This window comes from Legionella stuttgartensis (assembly GCF_977063405.2).
This window is the reverse complement of record NZ_CDRUHA020000057.1, coordinates 170,772-192,042: the sequence shown is the minus strand read 5'-3', so window position 1 is coordinate 192,042 and position 21,271 is coordinate 170,772. Positions and strand designations below refer to the sequence as shown.

Below are 21,271 nucleotides of genomic sequence, written 5' to 3'. Positions count from 1 at the left end.
TGAGTTATAGAATGAGCAGACTCCAAGGCATGCTTTTCAAGATGCATAGTTGCCGTTTAGTGCTGTATGCCCGCTGAAAATTAATTTTGACAATTGGGGCAAAAAAAAGAATTACGCCCAGCAATTATGAGTGACTCTATAGGGTGTTGGCAAAGCAAGCAGGGTTGATTTTTTCGACCATATACTTTGAGTGACATACTGAAATAACCTGGTTTGCCATCAAAAGCATAAAAATCACGGAGCGTAGTTCCCCCGCTTAATATGGCCTGTTTGAGTACTTCTTTAATTTGTGTTGTAAGTGCATGACACTTTGATTCAGAAAGCATTTTCGCAGGGGTCGCCGGGTGAATATTGGCTAAAAAAAGGCTTTCAGTTGCATAAATATTTCCAACACCTACTACAATTTCATTATCCATAATCAATGATTTGATGGGTTTATTTTTATTATTGGCTCTTTGAACTAAGTAATGTCCATTAAATTCATCAGAAAGGGGTTCAGGGCCTAAATGAGCAAGTAGTTGGTGTTGATAGGGATTTTCATCGATATAAAGAAACAAACCAAAACGCCTGGGATCGCACAGACGAAGCATAAGGCCATTGGTCAACGTCAATAGGATGTGATCATGTTTCTCGGGTTCACTGTGAGCTTCTACTATGCGTAGATGCCCTGACATTCCGAGATGAATTAACAGATATCCTTTTGAGAGATGAATCAGAATGTATTTTGCTCTACGAGAAACTCCGACTATTTTTTTGCCAGCACACAATTGATCTAAATTGTTAGGAACAGGGATGCGAAGTTTAGAATTACGCACCGTAACCCCTTCGATTGTTTGTCCTTCTAGATGAGGTTTAATTCCTTCTTTTGTTGTCTCAACCTCAGGTAACTCGGGCATTATTTTTGATCGTCATGGTCAATGATTCGGCCCTTACTTTTCGTAGTTATTTCTGTTTTAGCCGAGCTGTTTGGAAATAGGTATTGTTTTATTGTGGCGATTATCCAAAGAATACCACCAATGAGAAGGCCCCAAATCAAAACATAGGAAAACATAAACAGCAGTCCAAAGAATAGTGCAATAGCAACTCCGGCTATTAAGAAAGGCACTAAATTCTCAAAAATTTTTCCTAGGGAAAATTTATCGTTCATAACATAATTCCTATATTATTATCTATTAATTATCGGCTACATAATGAAATGTTGCAACGTAAAGAGTAAAATTGTGTTATCCTTAACATGATATAAGGATTTTCTGGAATTCTTAAATGGGGGTACCCAAACTAAAGGATGAGTTTTTTCTTAAATTGCATTTTTGCATTTGAAGTGGAGCTATTATGGTTTTTGGTTATTTAAACCTGTCTTTTTGGGGATATGTGATTGCAACATTGATTATGACGCAAATTACTATCGCAGCAGTAACACTATATCTTCATCGCAATCAAACACATCGAGCGATGACATTGCATCCTATCGTCAGTCATTTTTTCCGCTTGTGGCTGTGGTTAACGACTGGAATGGTCACCGCAGATTGGGTTGCTATTCATCGTAAACATCATGCATCCTCAGATGTTGAGGGAGATCCCCATAGTCCCGTAGTTTTTGGTATCAAAAAAGTATTTTGGGAAGGAGCTGAACTTTATAAAGTAGCTCGTAAAGATAAAGAAATGGTTGCTAAATACTCTCATGGTACCCCAACCGATTGGCTTGAGCGAAAAGTTTACTCTCCTCATTCTGCCAAGGGAATTTTGCTCATGTTGCTCATCGATTTATTCTTATTTGGTGTTCCTGGCATTACGATTTGGGCAATTCAAATGATGTGGATACCATTTCATGCGGCTGGAGTCATTAATGGAATCGGTCACCATTGGGGATATAGAAATTTTGAATGTCCAGATGCTGCAAGGAATATTTTTCCCTGGGGTTTTTGGATAGGTGGAGAAGAGTTACATAACAATCATCATACTTTCGCTTCTTCAGCCAAATTCTCAGTTAAATGGTGGGAGTTTGATATCGGTTGGATGTATATTCGTATTCTTTCCTTTTTAGGTCTTGCTAAAGTTAAAAAATTACCACCAAAACTGGCTATGGAAAAAGGCAAGTTGCAAGTAGATTTAGATACAGTTAAAGCAGTGATCTCGAATCGCTTTCAAGTAATGTCTAATTATTACAAGAGTGTGATTAGACCCATTCTGAAACAAGAAAAGCATAATCACGTTGAAAACAAAGAAGAAAAGAAACTTTTTGCCCGTGCTGGAAGTTTATTGCGACGTGAGAATTGCCTCTTGAACAATAAAGCAAAAATTCGTTTATCCAATTTGTTAGAAGCTCGCGAACAATTGCGTATTGTGTATGCTTACAAGCAATCATTACAAGGTATTTGGTTGAAGACGGCATCTACTCAGAAAGAGCTAATTGAAGCGCTCCAGCAATGGTGTCGGCAAGCAGAAGAATCAGGTCTTGATGTACTGAGACAATTTGCCCAGCAAATCAAAGGATATGTTCCTGTATATCGATAAATTTTCTCTATCTCTCACTATGTCTTTTCATGAAGATGAAAGGACGAGTGAGAAATGGTAATTTTATTTGTTTTTTTGTTTTGATTGTCTATAGTAGTATTTTAATGTCGTAATAACAGGGAGTTGGTTATGATGAAAGGTGTAGCAATAGTTACTGGTGGTACTGGTGGTATAGGCACAGCCATTTGTCAACGTTTAGCTGCCGATTTTCAGGTTGTAGCGTGTTATTTCAAACATGGAAAACACGAAGAAGCGAAGCAATGGCAAGAGGAACAAAAAAAGTTGGGTTACGATATTGATATCGTTTACGGCGATATCGCACAATTTGCTGATTGTGAAAAAATATTGGCCTTAGTCATGGAGCGTTATGGTCGTGTTGATGTTCTAGTTAATAATGCCGGAGTTACTCAAGATTGTAGTTTACGAAAAATGACTCCAGAGCAATGGCAATCTGTGATTGATGCCAACTTAACCAGTGTATTTAATATGACTCGTAATGCAATCCCCTTAATGCTCGATAAAGGTTATGGTCGGGTTATTAGTATTTCTTCAATTAACGGACGAAAAGGTCAATTTGGCCAATGTAATTATGCTTCTACCAAGTCCGCGCTCTATGGTTTTACTAAAAGTCTTGCCTTAGAAGTAGCAAATAAAGGCATCACTGTGAATACGGTTTCTCCTGGTTATATCGAAACTCCTATGCTTGCTTCTTTGAAAGAAGAAGTACTCAAATCAATCATCTCAAGTATTCCTGTTGGTCGCCTGGGGTATCCAAAAGAGATTGCTGATGCGGTGGCTTTTTTAGCGTCTCCTGATAGTGGATTTATTACCGGTGCGAATTTAGATATTAATGGCGGACAGTATATGTAAAAGTTAAGCCCAGGGTGACTCCTTGGGCATTAAAGTCAGTTTTCATTAATTCTCACAACATCCTAACTCATAGAGAACCTTATGCAACATAATAATATTGTATTGATTACTGGTGGTACTGGAGATATTGGCACTGCAATCGCGAAAGAATTGAACTCTTCTTATAAACATATTTTTGCTCTTGATTTAGTTTCTGATGAAGAAGGAAAAGCATGGAAAAAAGAACGAGCAGATGAAGGACATAAGAATATCTATTTTCGTCATATGGATGTAACTGATTATGATCAATGCGGTAAGGTTATTTCTTCCATTATTGAAGAGTACGGTAATATTGATGCACTAATTAATAATGCGGGGATTACGCGTGATGCTGTATTTACAAAAATGACCAAGCAGCAATGGGATGAGGTATTAACTGTTAATCTTGATGGTATGTTCAATGTTACGCGTCATGTGGTTGAAAACATGAAAGAACATGAGTCAGGACGAATCGTCAATGTTTCTTCGGTAAATGCTCAAAAAGGACAATTTTCGCAGGCAAACTATGCTGCATCAAAAGCAGGAGTTTATGGTTTTACTAAAAGTTTGGCGCAGGAATTAATGAGTAAAAACATTACCGTAAACAGTCTTTCTCCAGGATATGTAGATACTCGATTAATGAAAGGCATTCGACCCGATATCTTAGAAGGGATCATTGCCCAAATTCCTGCTAAACGTTTGGCAGAAACTCAAGAAATTGCCTGGGCTGTAGAGTTTTTAATTAGTGAGAAGAGTCGATATATTACTGGAGCTAATCTAAGCGTCAACGGTGGCCTCCATATGTATTAAAATGGTATCTTTCTTATTAAAGACCTTCTCCTGTTTCAGGAGAAGGTCATAGGTTCATCGCCATTTAGTTAAGGAATTCTTCTTTGTCTGGGTCTTGCGGTCTATCCGCAGGAAGACCGTTCCTTGAACTTAAATGGTAATGAAGGGGTAGCGTGGGTGAGATTTGGGGCCATTCAAAATCACCTAAATATCAAGAGAAAAACTATGACTCGATTAATAAAAAAATACAAAAATCGTCGGCTTTATGATACTGAAACAAGTCAGTACATAACGCTTGAAGAGTTACAGCGTTATGTTGTCGAGGGAATGGAATTTAAAGTAGAGGATTCCTTATCCGGAAATGACATAACAAATTCCATTTTGCTGCAAATTATCGTTGAGATGGAGGCTGGTTCAACCCAATTTTTATCTTCAGATATTTTACGACAAATCATTGCTCTCGCAAATCATCCAATGCATGCTTCTTTAAAACAGATGATGGAACAAATGTTTCAAGCGATGGAGAAACCTTTACAAAATAATCCCTACCGCCAGGCAACAGAAACATGGAATCAACAAATGCAAACAATGATGCAACAATGGCAAAATTTATTTAAAAGTTAACCCCGATTATGTAGAGAAATTGTTTATTCCTAAACAGAGCATCGCCGACTCTCTTTTATGCTGCATTGCAAAAAATATTTTCGTAACTCATTGACATTTTTGGTGTGTATGGACTATTATTAAATTGTGCAATGCAACATAGAGGAGAATATCATGGCGCAACAAAATTTTGAAAAATGGACTGAAATGGCTAAAAAACTTCAAGAGCCTTTTCAAGCCATAGCTGAATTGAATGTAAAAACGTTACAAGGCATGCATTATCTCAAACCTGAAGAGATTGCGAGCATTAAAAAACCTGAAGAACTATTGGAAAAGCAAATTAATCTAGCTGTTGAAAATGGTCACAAGGCTTTAGATTACATGCAAAAATCTTTTCAAATTGTTGAGAAAGCAATGTTAGGTTTCGTTCATGAAGCTAAAAAAGCAACTGAAGTAAAACATTAATTAATGTCTCTTTTAAAAAGCAGCACAATTAAATTTGGGCTGCTTTTTTAGCTTACCTACTACTCCATCCTAAAGTCCTTCTAACTTGTTTCGAATTTTATTATCGGGATAAAGCAATGTATCTGGGAGAGAAAGTTCAAACCTGTAATCTTATTGTGACTCACTCTAAGATGATTTTCATGATGGACGCAAATTAAACCTTATGTCTTAATGACTTATTTGTTTTAGTAGTTATCTATATAAACTTATTAACCAATTGATTCAATTTCAACAAAATAAGCTAAATAATTGATTGTTTCTGCAAGGGGGTAGAAAAGGCTTTTTTAGTTCTCCACAAGAGGATACAATGCTCAAGATGAGAATGATTCTATGAATAAGATTACTAAAATGGGGGCATTGATTGAGTGATCATTTTTCGTTATTTAGCTAAAGAAGTGTTTCTCACTTTGATTTCGCTAACCTCCATACTGGTATTAATTTTTCTGAGCAATCAATTCATTCAATATCTCAATCGGGCAGCTTCCGGAAATATTCCGGGCGTCATTATTATGAAATTAATGATGCTTGAATTGCCCACTTTGCTAAGTTTATTGATTCCATTAGGTTTTTATATCGCCATGTTACTCGCTTATGGGCGTTTATATGCTGAAAGTGAGATGACTGTATTACGAGCCTGCGGGTATGGACCAAATCAATTATTAAAACATAGTTTTATCATGGCTACGGTAGTGGCGATTGTTGTGGCGGTAGTAATGATTTGGGTCAGCCCATTAATTTATATTGAACGTTCTAAGCTGTTGCGTACTACAGGGATTCAAACCTTGGTACAAACAATCATGCCTGGACGCTTTCATGCCATCAATGGGGGGCGGGAAGTATTTTATGTCCAGTCTATGAGTCGTGACCATGCTAAGGCCGAGCAAGTGTTTCTGGCCAAACGGAGTGTTATCAATAAACAATTACGTTGGGATGTATTATGGGCGGACCAAGCTTTTGCCGAAACAGATGCAAAAACAGGAGAAGACTATATCATTCTGCAAAATGGTAAAGAATATCAGGGAATTCCAGGCCATGCTGATTATCAAGTCGTGGAGTTTGGCGAATATAAAGCGCGATTACCACATCCTGTAATGAAGGCATCTGAAGATCTCCGTACCATGAGTACTGCAAGCTTATTACCTTACAATAATGAAAGTGCTGCGAAAGCAGCTGAGTTACAATGGCGTTTATCTGTGCCCGTCATGGTTTTCACTTTAACTTTGATTGCAGTTCCCTTGAGCCGTATTAATCCTCGCTCTGGTAAATATGCCAAGTTATTACCCGCAATCATTGTTTATATCCTGTATGCTAATTTTTTGTTTATCGGACGTGATGCAATGATTTCGGGAAAATCACCCCAATGGCTGGGTTTATGGTGGGTGCATCTTATCATTGTTATATTTGGGCTATTCCTAATCTGGCGTGATCGGGTGAAGTTGGCATGAGCATGAATATATTAGATCGTTATATTGCGAAAACTGTTCTCGGCTCTATTGCGTTGGTCACGCTGATGTTAGTAGGTCTAGAAATTTTTATTTTATTTGTAAATGAAATAAGTGACTTAGGTCGAGTTGATTATGGTATCGCACAGGCAACGTTTTTTATCTTGTTGCAAATGCCATATCAAGTCTATTTATTTTTTCCTATGTCAAGTCTTCTAGGATCTTTGATTGGCCTGGGAATTTTGGCCAACAATAGCGAATTAGTAGTCATGCGTGCCTCAGGAATGTCTATAGGGCAAATAACCTGGGCTGTTTTAAAAGCATCTGTAGTACTCATTGTGATCGTTACTGCACTGGGCGAAACCATAGTGCCCTACTTATCCCATTATGGGAACGATTATAAATCTGCTGCAGTCAGCGGGGGACAAACATTAAGAACTTCAAAGGGATTCTGGTTGCGTCATAGCAATGATTTTATTTCAGTGGGTTTGATACGCTCAAATAATACCCTAAACAACATTTATCAGTTTCATTTTGATGCCCATCATCATTTAAAAATGTCTCGTTTTATTCGCGAAGCGAAATATACTCCCACAGGTTGGATGGCCTATTATGTCCAACAAACAGATTTTAGTGCAGATAAAATCACCGCTCGAACTATTGCTTCCCTTCCTTGGGAGGTATCTGTAAAGCCCAAAATCTTGATGATTAGTAGTAGCGATCCGGATGAAATGACTTTGAGGGAACTGAATCGGTATATACGTGAACAAAAGCGAAATCACCAAAATGCCCATAATTATCAATTTGCTTTTTTACAACGCATCATTCAACCGTTTACGACGGTAGTGATGATGATTCTATCCATCCCATTTATTTTTGGCCCATTGCGTTCGAGCACGATGGGATCAAAATTATTAGTTGGGGCTGCAGTTGGATTTAGTTTTCATATTTTAAGCCGCTTTTTTGGTCCACTCAGCTCAGTTTTTCAATTGCCATCTGAATTAGCTGCTTTAGGCCCCACTTTTATTTTTGCCCTTTTGGGTTTGTATTTAATGAGAAGAGTAAGATAACTTTTTTCGGGATGAGGAGGAAGGATTATACTACTTGCCCAGCTGCCCATCCCGATGACCAAGCCCATTGAAAATTATATCCGCCTAACCAACCGGTGACGTCTAAGGCTTCTCCTATGAAATAAAGACCAGGGATATCTTGAGCCTCCATTGTTTTAGAAGAAATGGCATGACAATCCACACCACCAATGGTTACTTCGGCCGTACGGTATCCTTCAGTCCCATTAGGTTTTACAATCCAGGAGTTGAGTACTGTTGCTATAGATTCCAAATCACGATTCGATAGTTCCGCAAGTTTCTTTTCAGCAAGTTCTGGTGAAATAAATAGTTCAATGACTCGTTTGGGTAAGTGTGCCGACAAGATTGAGTTTAATTGTTTTTGTGGTTTTTCGAGACGAACTTTTTTTAAGTATTCTAATAGTTTGATTTCAGGCAATAAATTAATACAAATACTTTCTCCTGCATGCCAGTAGGAAGATAATTGTAAAATAGCAGGACCACTCAAACCACGATGAGTGAATAAGGTATTTTCACGGAATTCTATGCGGTCATTTTTAACTAAACTATCAACACCAATACCAGAAAGCAGAGCGACCCGTTCTTTTTCTAATACATCCAAAGTGAGAGGCACTAGTCCGGCACGAGTGGGCCATACTTTAATTCCAAATTGTTCTGCCACTTTATAGGCAAATGGACTGGCACCCATCGTAGGTATGGATAAACCACCGCTGGCAATGACCAAAGATTGACAGCTAAATATCCCCTTGGTGGTTTGTATTTTAAAGTGTTGTGATTTTTGAATGTGTTCTATGCTGGTGTTGAGGTGGATAGTAGTTCCTGCAGCAGCACATTCTTTAAGCAGCATATCAACAATATCTTTTGATTTATTATCGCAAAATAATTGGCCTAAGGTTTTCTCATGGAACGGAATTTTATGTTTTTTGACGAGTTCGATAAAGTCCCATTGAGTATAGCGAGTTAAAGCAGATTTTAAAAAATGGGGATTATGTGAGGTATATTTTTCAGGTTCAATATAATAGTTAGTAAAATTACAACGACCGCCACCTGACATTAAAATCTTTTTTCCTACTTTATTCGCATGCTCCAGCACCAGAACTTTACGATGGCGTTTGCCCGCTTCAATAGCACACATTAAACCTGCGGCACCTGCCCCAATAATAATGACATCAACAGCTTCCATCTCAAATCGACTTGTATTAAATCTAAACATGCAAGGTTAACATGCGTTACGCGTGATTCAAAGAGTTCTTATTGCTCGCCATGCAATTTTTTCATACAATCATTTAACTGATTAATTTTTAATATATTTATGCATATTCTAAAACATCTTTTAGCGATTTTATTAGGTATAACCATATTGCCGTTACGCAAACTTGCATACAATATGTGGTATACAATGCTCGCAGGGTTTGCTGGGTTGGCAGCTATAATCGTTTTACCCCTAAGCTTGGCCTCCATGTTTAAAAATGAGGGTATGTCGCCCACAAAGAATTTTCTGCTGACTATGTTGGTTATAGTGCCAATCATAGTGGCACTCATTTCAATCGTTCTTGCAATTACTGCGACTTATTTAATTTACGATACTGTAATTAATATGCTCGAATCGTTCTGGGACGGTTTTAGGGGTGGTTTGCTTTATGAAATGGAAGGTTTTTGGAGTGCATACCATTCGCAAAGAGTGTTCAATGAAGAGTTGTTTTTACGGATTGATGCTTTTATTAACGGGATTAATGAAGAAGAACCAATTGATGATGTTGATTTTGATGGATTTCAACGTGTTAGAGGTGAGTTACAAGATGTTGTCGTAGTGCACGAAGATTTAGAGGTTCCGGACTTGGAACATAAAGACACTAAGAAAACTTCTACATTGTTAGATAAAACTCAATTAGAAAAAATCGACAAACTCATCAAAGCATTAACCCATCCTAACACCCCTTTATCGCATCAAGTTAAAGAGCAATTGGCCTCTTTAAAAAAACTCTATATGCAATATAACGATTTGTCGAACAAACTGGAGGAGGTACGTGTTGCTTTAGTTGAAAATGATAAGACTAAGATAAAGGATGAAATAATCGCTTATAATGATGTGGACATCCCCATTTTGTTGGTGAAACAATATCAATGCTCAAAAGACAAGAAGTGGCATAATGTCCCTGCGAACAGTTACATCACGGATAAAGAGAGTTTATTGCATTGGTTAAAACAAAAACCGCGACATCCTCTAAACAAAGATTTACTGAAAACTCCAGACTCCTATAATGGAATGAAAACACGGTATACTTGGTACGTTCTTACCAAAGAAGATTGTTCTTCTCAAGAGTTAGATGAAGCGGCTGCTCAAATGACTGTTTTAGCGACGGAATTGTTTCCTTTGCTATCGAGTTCGCAACAAATAGAATTGGGATTGGGTTCTTCTGTGCAATCGTTTTTTGGTTCAGGGATAAGTCATCAAACAAAATCCGAAGGCGAATTAGCTACTCAGTATTCTAATATGAATGATGGTAAGTCGCCTGTCATGCAATAATAATGGTATTAGGCTATTCAACCATCAAATTTTTCTCCGTGAAGTATGTAACGCATCGCAAAAGTAGGCGAGCCTATTTGAAAGAAATTATTGTTTTTCTTCTAAATCATAATCGGACTATTAATTTAAGCTTATACTGTAATTATTCAAAATAATTTATTTTAAGGTACTCATCATGAATGAACTTGATATTTTAAAATTATTTTATGATGAAATGAAAAATCGCGGGGTAACTCGCGATCAAGTATTTTTAAGTATGGAGGAGGATGCAGCTGCAATGCTTTCTCAAAAAATAAAGCAATCGGTATCCGTGGAAACCGTACAAAAATTAACTGATATATGTATTGCTAATGAATGGTTAGAACGAACGACTGCGGATCCTAATTATAAATATTTATCGTTAACTGAAGCAGGATTACAAATTATTTTAGCTAATCGATACACTTAATTGTACATCAAGGGTATAAACTTTATGCAAAAGTAGGTAAAATACGTCAATTTTATTCTTTTTTGTTGTCAATATGCCAAAACGAACCGATATTAAATCCATTCTCATCCTTGGAGCAGGTCCTATCGTGATAGGACAAGCTTGTGAATTTGACTACTCAGGTACCCAAGCGGTGCGTGCCCTACGGGAGGAAGGGTATCGGGTGATCCTTGTAAATTCCAATCCTGCAACCATTATGACCGATCCCGAACTTGCAGATGCCACTTATATTGAACCGGTATCCTGGAAAGAGGTCGCTCGCATCATTGAAATTGAACGTCCAGATGCACTTTTACCCACAATGGGTGGCCAAACAGCATTGAACTGCGCTTTGGACTTGGTACGCGAAGGAATCTTAGCAAAATATAATGTTGAAATGATTGGTGCAACCCGAGAAGCGATAGATCGTGCAGAAGATAGAGAAAAATTCCGTCAATTGATGATTAAAATTGGTTTGGATATGCCTCGCTCAGCGATTGCCCATAGTATGGAAGAAGCAATTCAGGTACAGGCACAGCTAGGCTACCCTGCAATTATTCGCCCATCATTTACCATGGGCGGTAGCGGGGGAGGTATCGCCTATAACCGTGAAGAATTTGAAGAAATTTGTACGCGAGGGTTGGAGTTGTCACCCACCCATGAGTTACTGATTGATGAGTCGGTGCTTGGGTGGAAAGAGTTTGAAATGGAAGTAGTACGTGACAAAAACGATAATTGCATTATTGTCTGTACCATTGAAAATTTTGATCCTATGGGAGTCCATACAGGAGATTCGATTACTGTAGCTCCTGCGCAAACGCTCACTGACAAAGAATATCAGCGCATGCGGGATGCAGCTATTAAAGTATTAAGAGCTGTAGGAGTTGATACCGGCGGTTCGAACGTACAATTTGCAGTTAATCCTGAGGATGGCAGAATGCTTGTGGTTGAAATGAACCCAAGGGTTTCTCGAAGTTCTGCTTTAGCATCTAAGGCAACTGGATTCCCTATTGCGAAGGTCGCCGCGAAACTGGCCGTAGGTTATACTCTTGATGAGTTAAAAAATGAAATTACCGGTGGGAAAACCCCAGCATCATTTGAGCCCAGTATTGATTATGTAGTTACTAAGGTACCACGTTTTAATTTCGATAAATTTCCACAAACTTCAGCTACATTGACGACGCAAATGAAGTCAGTGGGCGAGGTTATGGCCATTGGGTCTAATTTTCAGGAATCATTACAAAAGGCAATTCGTGGTTTAGAAATAGGACGATGTGGTTTGCATTCTTTATTTCCTAAAGGTGATTTAGCCCGTTTAAGAGGACATTTGCGAGAACCAACTCCAGATAGACTTTGGTATATTGCCGATGCATTTCGAAACGATATGTCTCTTGAAGAGGTTCATCAAGAAAGCCGTGTTGATCCCTGGTTTTTGGCTCAAGTCGAGGAGCTGGTAGCTCTGGAGCGTTCTGTAACAGGAAAAACATTCTCAGATATCGATACAGTAACGTTACGATTGTTAAAGCGACGTGGGTTTGCTGATGCGTACCTAGCCAAAATATGGGCATGTTCTGAAGAGCAGGTTCGCGCACGACGTAAAGAACTAGGAATTGTTCCTGTTTATAAGCGCATTGATTCGTGTGCTGGCGAATTCCCTAGTGATACGGCATATATGTATTCCTGTTATGAAACCCGTTGTGAATCTCGGCCCGATCCAGACAAGAAAAAGATTATGATCCTCGGTGGAGGACCAAATCGTATTGGTCAAGGAATAGAATTTGATTATTGTTGTGTGCATGCAGCGATGGCGCTGAGAGAAGCCGGATGCCAGACCATTATGGTCAATTGTAATCCCGAAACAGTTTCTACAGATTTTGATACGTCCGATCGGTTGTATTTCGAACCGGTAACACTAGAAGATGTTTTAGGTATTGTCGATGTAGAAAAACCCGACGGAGTTATTGTACATTACGGTGGCCAAACTCCTTTAAAATTAGCGCGTGCTTTAGAAGCTAATGGGGTTAAAATCATTGGCACCTCTCCTGACGCTATTGATAGAGCGGAAGATAGGGATCGGTTTCAAAAGTTAGTTACTGAATTAAAATTACATCAACCGGATAATGGTACGGTGCGTAGCGAGGAAGAGGCCATTGCTTTAGCAAATAATATTGGTTATCCGTTGGTGGTTAGACCTTCCTATGTTCTCGGCGGGCGCGCAATGGAAGTTGTCTACCAAGAAGATGATTTACGCCATTATCTATCGCACGCAGTTGCTGTATCCAATGATTCACCCGTTTTGTTGGATAAATTTTTAAATGATGCAATTGAAGTAGATATTGATGCAGTATGCGATGGTAAAGAGGTATTGATTGGTGCCGTAATGGAGCATATAGAGCAGGCTGGTATTCATTCAGGAGATTCTGCTTGCACCTTACCCCCATTTAGCTTAAGTGTGGTGGTGCAACAGGACCTAATGGAGCAAATGCGGCAAATGGCATTGAATTTAGGTGTTGTTGGTTTGATTAATGCACAATTTGCTATTCAAGCGGATGACATTTATGTTTTAGAAGTCAATCCAAGAGCATCCAGGACAGTGCCTTTTGTTTCCAAAGCGACAGGATTGCCATTGGCTAAAATTGCTGCACTTTGTAAGTTGGGTGTTAGTTTAAAAGAACAGGGTTTGAGCCAAAATCATCATATGCCGTCGTTTTATTCAATTAAGTTGCCAGTTTTCCCTTTCATCAAATTCTCTGGAGTAGACTCTATTCTGGGGCCTGAAATGAAATCTACTGGTGAGGTGATGGGTATTGCCAGACGTTTTGGACAAGCTTATGCTAAAGCACAGTTGGGAGCCAGTTGCAACATACCAAAGCGGCGTCGCGCTTTTGTCTCTGTTCGAGATGCAGATAAAACACGAGTGGGTGAAATTGCTAAGCGGTTGATTGAATTAGGTTTTGAAATAATTGCAACGCGAGGTACCGCATTGGCTTTACAAGCAGCGGGAGTGGACTGTCGTAGGGTATTTAAAGTGAACGAAGGTCGACCCCACGTTTTAGATTTTATAAAAAATAATGAAATCGATTTTATTGTAAATACAACTGAGGGTAAGCAAGCAATTGCCGATTCTTTTGCAATCAGGCGCAATGCATTGCAACATAAGGTTAGCTATACTACAACTTTGTCAGGAGCTGAGGCTGCTTGCTTGGCTATGAAATATGAGGATAGAGAAACTGTAACCCGATTGCAGGATTTACATTAATCTAAATCGTAGCCTGTGTGCAGCGCAGCGGAACCAAGGTTTTTACCGGGTTATGGCTTGTACCTTCATCCAAGCTACGATCGTTACTACGGTTTTCTTTAACTTAATGTGAAATGCTCTTTTTCTTGTTGTATTGAAGAAAAGGTAGGAATTACCAGGGAATTTTTTTTTGAGGTAGATATGAGTAAACATCCCATGACACTACAAGGTGCAGAAGCACTGAAAGAAGAATTACAGCGTTTAAAATTTGTTGATAGACCTCGTATTGTTGAAGCGATCGCTACAGCACGAGCTCACGGTGATTTAAAAGAAAATGCTGAATATCATGCTGCTCGAGAACAGCAGAGCTTTAATGAGGGACGCATCCAGGAGTTGGAAGCAAAATTATCTCATGCACAAGTTATTGATATCAGCAAATTGCCCAATAATGGCAAGGTGGTTTTTGGCGCTACAGTTACTATATGCCATGTCTCATCAGATGCCACAGTCACCTACAAAATTGTGGGTGAAGATGAGGCGGATATTAAACAAAATAAAATATCGTACAGTTCCCCGATTGGTCGCGCTTTGATTGGTAAAGAATTGGACGACTCAGTAACAGTAAATACACCCGGCGGAATGGTGGATTACGAAATTGTTGATGTGCAATACATCTAAGCTCTTAAAAAATTAAAAGTTTCACTCATGGAGCCTGGGTACAGCGCAACAAGCCCAGGTTTTTGAGTACTTTCCCCTGCTCAAAAATAAGATTTCCTAGTCTATAAAGCAACTAAAGGTCTATAATTAAAGAGAGCATTTTGAGCAGATGCTTTAATTGATTCGTTTAAAAACAAATATAATCTCGATGTTTACTATTACAGGAAGTAATAATGAACCTATTACCTGAATGGTTTCAAACAACTCCGACTCCAGCTAATGTCATAACTGGCTATTATGATTTGAAACTCGTAGCTTTATCTTATGTAATTGCAGTTCTTGCATCTTATGTAGCTTTAACTCTTGTGGGAAGGCTTCTTGCTACAAGAAATAAGTATGGTCGCATCTATTGGCTCGCAGGTGGGGCCTTTGCCATGGGAGCAGGTATTTGGTCTATGCATTTTGTAGGAATGCTCGCCTTTATCATGCCTATGCCCATGGAGTATGATTTTACTTGGACTTCCGCTTCGTTAATTGTTGCCATACTTGCTTCCGCTTTAGCTTTATTTATTTTACAGAAAAAAGATTATTCGATTTTTCATCTTGCCATAGGCGGTTTAATCGTTGGTCTTGCTATATCCAGCATGCACTATATGGGCATGGAAGGGATGAAAGTTCATGTAAATATTCATTATTTACCAGGTTTGTTTTTTCTTTCTATTGGTATTGGGATTGCGGCGGCAGAAACTGCACTGTGGCTGGCATTGGAGAGTAACTATGGTTCGAGTAAAAGACAATTTAATCTGAAAATTATTAGTTCTTTATTAATGGGATTGGCTATTTGCGGTATGCATTACACAGGAATGTCAGCAGCTGTATTTACGCCAGGTGTAACTCACGTTATGACCGGCGAGAATGTGGCAATCCAACAAAATTATTTAGCCTATTTTGTTGCCGGAATTACTGGATTAATTTTTGCTATTGCCCTCACTGCATCGAATTATTACAAGAAAATGATCACCGCTATAGAGAATGAAAAAGAATTCCTTAATGCGATGCTGGATAATTTAGAGGATGGCATTATAGCCTGCAATGCAGAAGGACGAATTACCGTACTAAACCATACAATTCAGAAGTACATTAATTCAGATAAGACGAACAAAAATATTAATAATATATTGGATTACTTTACCCTTTTCACTATGCAAAATACGCCTATTGCCCCAGAGGATTTTCCACTTAAGCGAGCATTAAATGGTGAACGTTTGCGCGATGTTGAACTCTTGATGCATATTAAAAATAATGGGGTTCGTAATGTAGTGATTGATGGACAAAAGATCATTAACTCAGAAGGAAAGAACTTAGGAGCGGTTATCGTAATCCATGATGTAACGGATTTAAAACAAACTGAAAAATTAAAGAATGAATTTGTTTCTATAGTAAGTCATGAGTTACGTACTCCACTTACGTCGATAAGAGGTTCTTTGGGGCTATTGGTTAGCGGTGTATTAGGGAAGTTTCCTGAAAAGGTAATGAAATTGCTTGAGATAGCCAACAATAACTGCGAACGCTTGCTTTTATTAATCAATGACATTTTGGATATTGAAAAAATTGAAGCTGGGAAAATGGATTTTGAATTAAAAGTAACAAACTTAAATAAACTAGTAAACGAGTCTATAGATGTTAACAAAATGTATGCGGATAAATTTAAAGTTAAAATTGAATTAGTACCTCCGGATAATGATTTTTTAGTGACCGTTGATCCAGACCGGTTAATGCAAGTTTTAGCAAATCTGGTTTCTAATGCATGCAAATTTTCTTATGAAAATGAGATGGTTACTATAAAAATTAAACAATTGGATTCATTAGTCCGTGTATCCGTTGCAAATAAAGGAAAGGGAATTTCTCCTGAATTTCAGTCTCGTATCTTTCAAAAATTTTCTCAAGGAGACTCATCTACTACTCGTGGAAAAGGTGGGACTGGTTTAGGGTTAAATATTAGTAAAATGATTATTGAAAAATTGGGTGGGACATTACATTTTGAAAGTAAGCCCGATGAGCTCACAACATTTTATTTTGACTTGCCTTTAGCACAACAATCACTCCTCACGATACAAGAAGAAACTCCAATAATCATCCCGGAAATCAAAAAGCGTTTACTTATTTGTGACGATGATGAAGATCAATCGAATTACATGAAGTTACTTTTAGAGTCAGCCGGTTTTATTGCGGAGATTGCTTCCTCTGCAGCAGAAGCTCGGAGATTATTAGAACATCAGCAGTATCATGCACTCCTATTGGATTTAATATTGCCTGATCAGGATGGGATTTCATTCATTAGAGAATTACGTTCGCATAAAAGCACGATAAATTTGCCCATTATCGTGCTTTCTCTAATTGCTCAAACAGGAAAAGAGTTATCCAATGGTGATGCTGTTTCAATCGTCGATTGGCTGGATAAGCCTATTGATTTTAATAAGCTGCTTTTCTCAATCAGTAAAGTTCAAAAAAAGGACTTTCAAAATAAGCCTCATATATTGCATATTGAGGACAATAAGGATACTCAAGAAATTGTAGAAACACTTCTTGAGAAACATGCAAATATTTCAACGGCAAATAACTTACACGAAGCAAAAGAAATGCTTGAAAAAGATAAATATAATTTGGTTATCTTAGATTTATTGTTACCCGATGGAAATGGAGCAGAAATTTTACCTTTGATCTCAAAATATCATGCACCGGTTGTTGTATTTTCTGATACCAAATTAAATGAAGATTTCTCAAAGTTTGTAACCCAGGCGTTACTGAAGTCGAATTCTTCAAATGAAATTTTATTAAATACTATTAAAAACCTTCTTTAAGTCATTGATTAAAGGTGAAAAATATGGCGAATAAAGAACTTAAAAAGATTTTATATGCTGAGGACGAAGAGGATATAAGAGCTATTGCCCAAATTGCTTTGGAAGATATTGGCGGGTTCTCGGTAATATATTGTTCTAGCGGGAAAAAAATTCTTGAAGCAGCGAAGGAATACACTCCTGATTTGCTTTTATTAGATGTAATGATGCCTGAAATGGATGGACCTACCACCTTACGCGAGTTACGTAAGAATCCAGATTTTATAAAAATACCTGCTATATTTATGACTGCTAAAATACAAAGTAATGAGATAGCAGATTATAAATCAATGGGAGCAATTGATGTTATTAAAAAACCCTTTGATCCTTTGACTCTTGCAACGTCAATAAAAAACGCATGGTTGAAATATAATGGATGAAAATACACAGAAAAAGTTACATAATCTTTTCGTTCTCTATAGTAAGAGTCTCCCTGAGAAAATTCATAATATAGAGATGCAGTGGCATGCCCAACTCAAACAATGGGATTTAATAGGCTTTCAGAATTTTCATCGTGACGTCCACAGTTTGTGCGGCTCTGCGGGAACTTATGGTTATCCTGAATTAAGTAAGACGGCGCGTAAGATGGAAATATTGTTAAAGGATATTCTCACTAAGGGTAAATTAACCGAGGGAGATCAGGAAAAAATTACTTCTTTTTTTAATCAGTTGAAAAGTGTATTGGCTCAAGAAATCCCTAAGAAACCGATTTTTTCAGATGAAACAAAACCTACAGATAATAAGCTAGTGTATGTATTGGAACAGGAAAAAGAATTAGTTAACGAACTTACCGAAAGCTTAAAACAAGCAGGTTACCACGCGCAATCGATAAAAAATATGGCTTCATTATTGAGCTCAATTGAAGAAAATCAACCTGTTGCAATTATTATTGATACGAATTACCTAAAAAAATCGGCTCTTGAGCAGTTGATTGATGTGCAAAAGCAACAAAAAACACCTATTCAATTGTTTTGTATTATTCCTAATGCTGATTTATTTCCTCGACTTACTGCAATACGCGCGGGTTGTGTGGCATATTTTCAAAAGCCTCTTGATGTGTCTTATCTGGTGCAGGAATTAAATATAAATTGCAGTTCATCTGTTAATGAAGCCTATCGAATTTTAATTCTGGATGATTCGAAATCATTAACGGAATATTACTCCCTGATTTTAAAACAAGCCGATATGATTACTCGTGCCATTACTAATCCATTGAACTTATTAAAAGAGCTTGAAACATTTCATCCTGATTTACTTTTAATGGATATTTACATGCCTGAGTGTTCTGGTTTAGAGCTGGCCGCTTTACTACGTAAGGACCGAAGATATACAAAAATCCCGATTATTTTTCTGTCTACAGAGGATGATAAGAATAAAAAACTAGCAGCTATTAGCTTAGGCGGGGATGATTATCTTACTAAACCTGTTTCACCACAGGATTTAGTTTCCGCAGTACGCTCACGATCAAACCGTGCCAGTATTTTAAATTATTATATGACTACGGACAGCCTGACGGGGTTATTAAACCACTCAAGTATTTTGAATCGATTAAATATCGAAATTGCACGATCTAAACAACAAAACAGTTCTCTTTCGTTTGTGATGATTGATATTGATAATTTTAAATCGATAAATGACTCTTATGGCCATCCATTTGGTGATCTTGTAATTAAAAAGTTGTCTTCTTTATTTATGGTCAGCTTACGAAACCGAGACATCATTGGACGGTATGGAGGCGAAGAGTTTGCAATCATTTTGCCTGGTGCAACTATTGAAAACAGTCAAAAAATTTGCAATGACTTGCGATTGCAATTTTCTCAAAATTATTTCACGGTGAATGAACAAAAAGTTCATGTAACCATTAGCGTGGGAATCTCTTATTTTGATGGGAATTATGATATCAACAACTTAGTAAATCAAGCAGATAGAGCATTATACAAAGCTAAAGAAAATGGACGAAATCAAGTTGTTATTTTTGATGAAACCCTTGTTTTGAATTAGTGGTTCCAAACATGCAGTTTAAGTAAGAATGAAATATAACCTGGGGTATCGAGACCGAAATACCTAGATTAACTATAATGGCAGTAAGTTAAGAATACTTTTCTATATTTCCTCTTTGCCTACGTCCCGCGACTTGTTCGCAGGAGCCAACTACGAAGCTTTTATTCCTTGGTGTCCGCGAACAAGTCGCGGAACGTAGGCTCTAGGGGAATAAAATTAACTTAGTGCCATTGAGGTTAACTACATTAAGGTTGAAATACTTCTTGCTGAATACCGCCGACAACCCATTGCGTACTATTAGCGAATTGACGGAAATGCCAAATTTCGTCAAGTTGACTTATAGGATCATTATCTTCTTTAACTGAACCGGTAAAGCGAACGCTTGCGATGAGCGAATTTGATTGTCTTGAAACATCAAGTAACTCAGCATCTAAGGTGATTACATCTGTTTTATTTGCCGCATTTCCCCGTTCATCTAATTGCATCTTGATTTCTGCAAATACCTCTGGTGCCGTGAACTCACTTAAATCTTGAAGATTTTTTTGGTCATAAGCAGCTTGTAAGCGGTTAAATGTCACTTTGGCTTCACGTAAAAAGGTTTCAGGTACAAAACCTATAGGATATTCAGTAGCATTGCTCGCAGCATTATTCCCTGAACTGTTATTGAATGATTGAGTAAAATTATTAAAAGGACTTTGGTTAAAAGAACGGGTTTGTCCTTGATTTGCTTGAAATTCAGGTTGCATTCTTTTGCGGAAAAAGCCAACAATAAAGAAGAGAACTGCACCCAAAATCAACCATGTCAAGATCCCATTAGCAAAGCCATGTCCCATAAATAAACTGGTAAGCAAGCCACCAATTAGCAGACCACTGAGTAATCCTCCCCATCGGCTGGTATTTTTTGTGCTTTGACCAAAAACACTAGATTTCTGTACCTTGTTGGGTGAAAACAGAGCACTTTGTGAACGTTGTATGCCAAAACTTCTGCCAGCACCAAAACGTTTTGCTGAGGCTTCGTTGACCAATAGTCCAAAGCTTAGTAATGCAATAAGTAAATAGGAAACAAGCGTACGCATAGTATCAGACCTTTCTTTTTAAATAGAGACAATAGTATATATGAATTCGAATGAAACTGCCTGTTTGTGGTTTAATTTTGCACTATAATTAAAAAACTGGAAGGATTTTAAAATAACGTAACACATAATGGATTGAATCAATAAAATTTAATATGACCATTACTTTATGTGTTAAATACACAAGGAGTAGGTTATGTCTGAATATCAAAAAGGAGCTTCGGGGGCTAATGTTAACCATTTTTTTCCAAAAGCCCTACACCATACGGAGCAGTCGGAAAGAATATTGATTCAATTACAGGATCTATTGAGTCGTATTGAAGAGGGAATTGCATATTGTAAGCAACAAAAGGAAATGTATCCGAGAATGCAGCAATATTCAGACAAAATATCGGTGTTAAATGCGATTAAAAACTATGTTTGTGGCAATATAGGACTTGATCTTTTAGACGAATATCTGAGAATGTATCCTAAATGGGATAAAGACTCCGATGTTGCTGATATGACCGCGTTGATTCATGAGGCACGAGTTTTTAAAGACAATTCTCAATAAAGTTAGTCAGCCCCGGCATTAGTTGCTGAGA

At 37.8% G+C, this 21,271-nt stretch carries 19 protein-coding genes; 15 read left to right on the top strand and 4 right to left on the bottom strand.

Going from position 1 to position 21,271, the window contains the following annotated elements; all coding sequences use genetic code 11:
• Window positions 1-80: 80 nt before the first annotated feature.
• Together mutM and ACWTEW_RS16270 are read right to left on the bottom strand one after the other, a co-directional pair.
• Window positions 81-896: a bifunctional DNA-formamidopyrimidine glycosylase/DNA-(apurinic or apyrimidinic site) lyase gene (gene mutM, locus ACWTEW_RS16275; RefSeq protein WP_454782711.1), complete on the bottom strand. Its 816-nt coding sequence runs from the start codon at window positions 894-896 to the stop codon at window positions 81-83.
• Window positions 896-1,147 (bottom strand): hypothetical protein, encoded by a 252-nt coding sequence (locus tag ACWTEW_RS16270; RefSeq protein WP_454782710.1) that lies wholly within the window; start codon window positions 1,145-1,147, stop codon window positions 896-898. The genes mutM and ACWTEW_RS16270 overlap by 1 nt, the downstream gene beginning before the upstream one ends.
• A gap of 185 nt (window positions 1,148-1,332) precedes the next feature.
• Between ACWTEW_RS16270 and ACWTEW_RS16265 the strand changes: the two genes are divergently transcribed.
• The 7 genes from ACWTEW_RS16265 (at window position 1,333) to lptG (ending at window position 7,810) form a co-directional block, all read left to right on the top strand.
• Window positions 1,333-2,514 carry a DesA family fatty acid desaturase gene (locus tag ACWTEW_RS16265; RefSeq protein ID WP_454782709.1) on the top strand — a complete coding sequence of 394 codons (1,182 nt, stop codon included), beginning with the start codon at window positions 1,333-1,335 and terminating at the stop codon, window positions 2,512-2,514.
• A 129-nt stretch (window positions 2,515-2,643) separates the two neighbouring features.
• Window positions 2,644-3,384, top strand: coding sequence for an acetoacetyl-CoA reductase (phbB, locus tag ACWTEW_RS16260; protein WP_454782708.1), 741 nt, complete (start codon window positions 2,644-2,646; stop codon window positions 3,382-3,384).
• Between the two features lie 81 nt (window positions 3,385-3,465).
• Window positions 3,466-4,212, top strand: a complete 747-nt coding sequence (gene phbB, locus ACWTEW_RS16255) for an acetoacetyl-CoA reductase (protein ID WP_454782707.1) — start codon at window positions 3,466-3,468, stop codon at window positions 4,210-4,212.
• A 204-nt stretch (window positions 4,213-4,416) separates the two neighbouring features.
• Window positions 4,417-4,815, top strand: coding sequence for a polyhydroxyalkanoate synthesis regulator DNA-binding domain-containing protein (locus tag ACWTEW_RS16250; RefSeq protein WP_454782706.1), 399 nt, complete (start codon window positions 4,417-4,419; stop codon window positions 4,813-4,815).
• Between the two features lie 153 nt (window positions 4,816-4,968).
• Complete coding sequence (locus tag ACWTEW_RS16245) at window positions 4,969-5,259, top strand: phasin family protein (protein ID WP_454782705.1); 291 nt, start codon at window positions 4,969-4,971, stop codon at window positions 5,257-5,259.
• A 404-nt stretch (window positions 5,260-5,663) separates the two neighbouring features.
• Entirely contained in the window at window positions 5,664-6,743 is a 1,080-nt protein-coding gene (lptF, locus tag ACWTEW_RS16240) for an LPS export ABC transporter permease LptF (RefSeq protein ID WP_454782704.1), read from the top strand.
• Window positions 6,740-7,810 carry an LPS export ABC transporter permease LptG gene (lptG, locus tag ACWTEW_RS16235; protein WP_454782703.1) on the top strand — a complete coding sequence of 357 codons (1,071 nt, stop codon included), beginning with the start codon at window positions 6,740-6,742 and terminating at the stop codon, window positions 7,808-7,810. Before lptF ends, lptG begins: the two co-directional genes overlap by 4 nt.
• 25 nt (window positions 7,811-7,835) lie before the next feature.
• Here lptG and ACWTEW_RS16230 read toward each other — a convergent pair whose 3' ends face one another.
• Complete coding sequence (locus tag ACWTEW_RS16230) at window positions 7,836-9,011, bottom strand: BaiN/RdsA family NAD(P)/FAD-dependent oxidoreductase (protein WP_454782799.1); 1,176 nt, start codon at window positions 9,009-9,011, stop codon at window positions 7,836-7,838.
• Between the two features lie 129 nt (window positions 9,012-9,140).
• Here ACWTEW_RS16230 and ACWTEW_RS16225 point away from each other — a divergent pair, with 129 nt between their 5' ends.
• The 7 genes from ACWTEW_RS16225 (at window position 9,141) to ACWTEW_RS16195 (ending at window position 19,614) form a co-directional block, all read left to right on the top strand.
• Window positions 9,141-10,355, top strand: a complete 1,215-nt coding sequence (locus ACWTEW_RS16225; protein ID WP_454782702.1) for a coiled coil protein — start codon at window positions 9,141-9,143, stop codon at window positions 10,353-10,355.
• Window positions 10,356-10,530: 175 nt separating this feature from the next.
• Window positions 10,531-10,803 carry a hypothetical protein gene (locus ACWTEW_RS16220; protein ID WP_454782701.1) on the top strand — a complete coding sequence of 91 codons (273 nt, stop codon included), beginning with the start codon at window positions 10,531-10,533 and terminating at the stop codon, window positions 10,801-10,803.
• A gap of 73 nt (window positions 10,804-10,876) precedes the next feature.
• Window positions 10,877-14,080 (top strand): carbamoyl-phosphate synthase large subunit, encoded by a 3,204-nt coding sequence (gene carB, locus ACWTEW_RS16215; RefSeq protein ID WP_454782700.1) that lies wholly within the window; start codon window positions 10,877-10,879, stop codon window positions 14,078-14,080.
• A 180-nt stretch (window positions 14,081-14,260) separates the two neighbouring features.
• On the top strand, window positions 14,261-14,737 hold the full coding sequence (gene greA / locus ACWTEW_RS16210; RefSeq protein WP_454782699.1) for a transcription elongation factor GreA: 477 nt from the start codon (window positions 14,261-14,263) through the stop codon (window positions 14,735-14,737).
• Window positions 14,738-14,949: 212 nt separating this feature from the next.
• Complete coding sequence (locus ACWTEW_RS16205) at window positions 14,950-17,577, top strand: MHYT domain-containing protein (RefSeq protein WP_454782698.1); 2,628 nt, start codon at window positions 14,950-14,952, stop codon at window positions 17,575-17,577.
• A gap of 23 nt (window positions 17,578-17,600) precedes the next feature.
• Window positions 17,601-17,993, top strand: a complete 393-nt coding sequence (locus ACWTEW_RS16200; protein ID WP_454782697.1) for a response regulator — start codon at window positions 17,601-17,603, stop codon at window positions 17,991-17,993.
• Window positions 17,986-19,614 carry a diguanylate cyclase gene (locus ACWTEW_RS16195; protein ID WP_454782696.1) on the top strand — a complete coding sequence of 543 codons (1,629 nt, stop codon included), beginning with the start codon at window positions 17,986-17,988 and terminating at the stop codon, window positions 19,612-19,614. The genes ACWTEW_RS16200 and ACWTEW_RS16195 overlap by 8 nt, the downstream gene beginning before the upstream one ends.
• Window positions 19,615-19,859: 245 nt before the next feature.
• On the opposite strand, the gene ACWTEW_RS16190 is transcribed toward ACWTEW_RS16195, so the two are convergent.
• Window positions 19,860-20,690: a Tim44 domain-containing protein gene (locus tag ACWTEW_RS16190; protein ID WP_454782695.1), complete on the bottom strand. Its 831-nt coding sequence runs from the start codon at window positions 20,688-20,690 to the stop codon at window positions 19,860-19,862.
• 193 nt (window positions 20,691-20,883) lie between these two features.
• On the opposite strand from ACWTEW_RS16190, the gene ACWTEW_RS16185 reads away from it, so the two are divergent.
• Window positions 20,884-21,240 (top strand): hypothetical protein, encoded by a 357-nt coding sequence (locus tag ACWTEW_RS16185; protein ID WP_454782694.1) that lies wholly within the window; start codon window positions 20,884-20,886, stop codon window positions 21,238-21,240.
• Window positions 21,241-21,271: the final 31 nt, after the last annotated feature.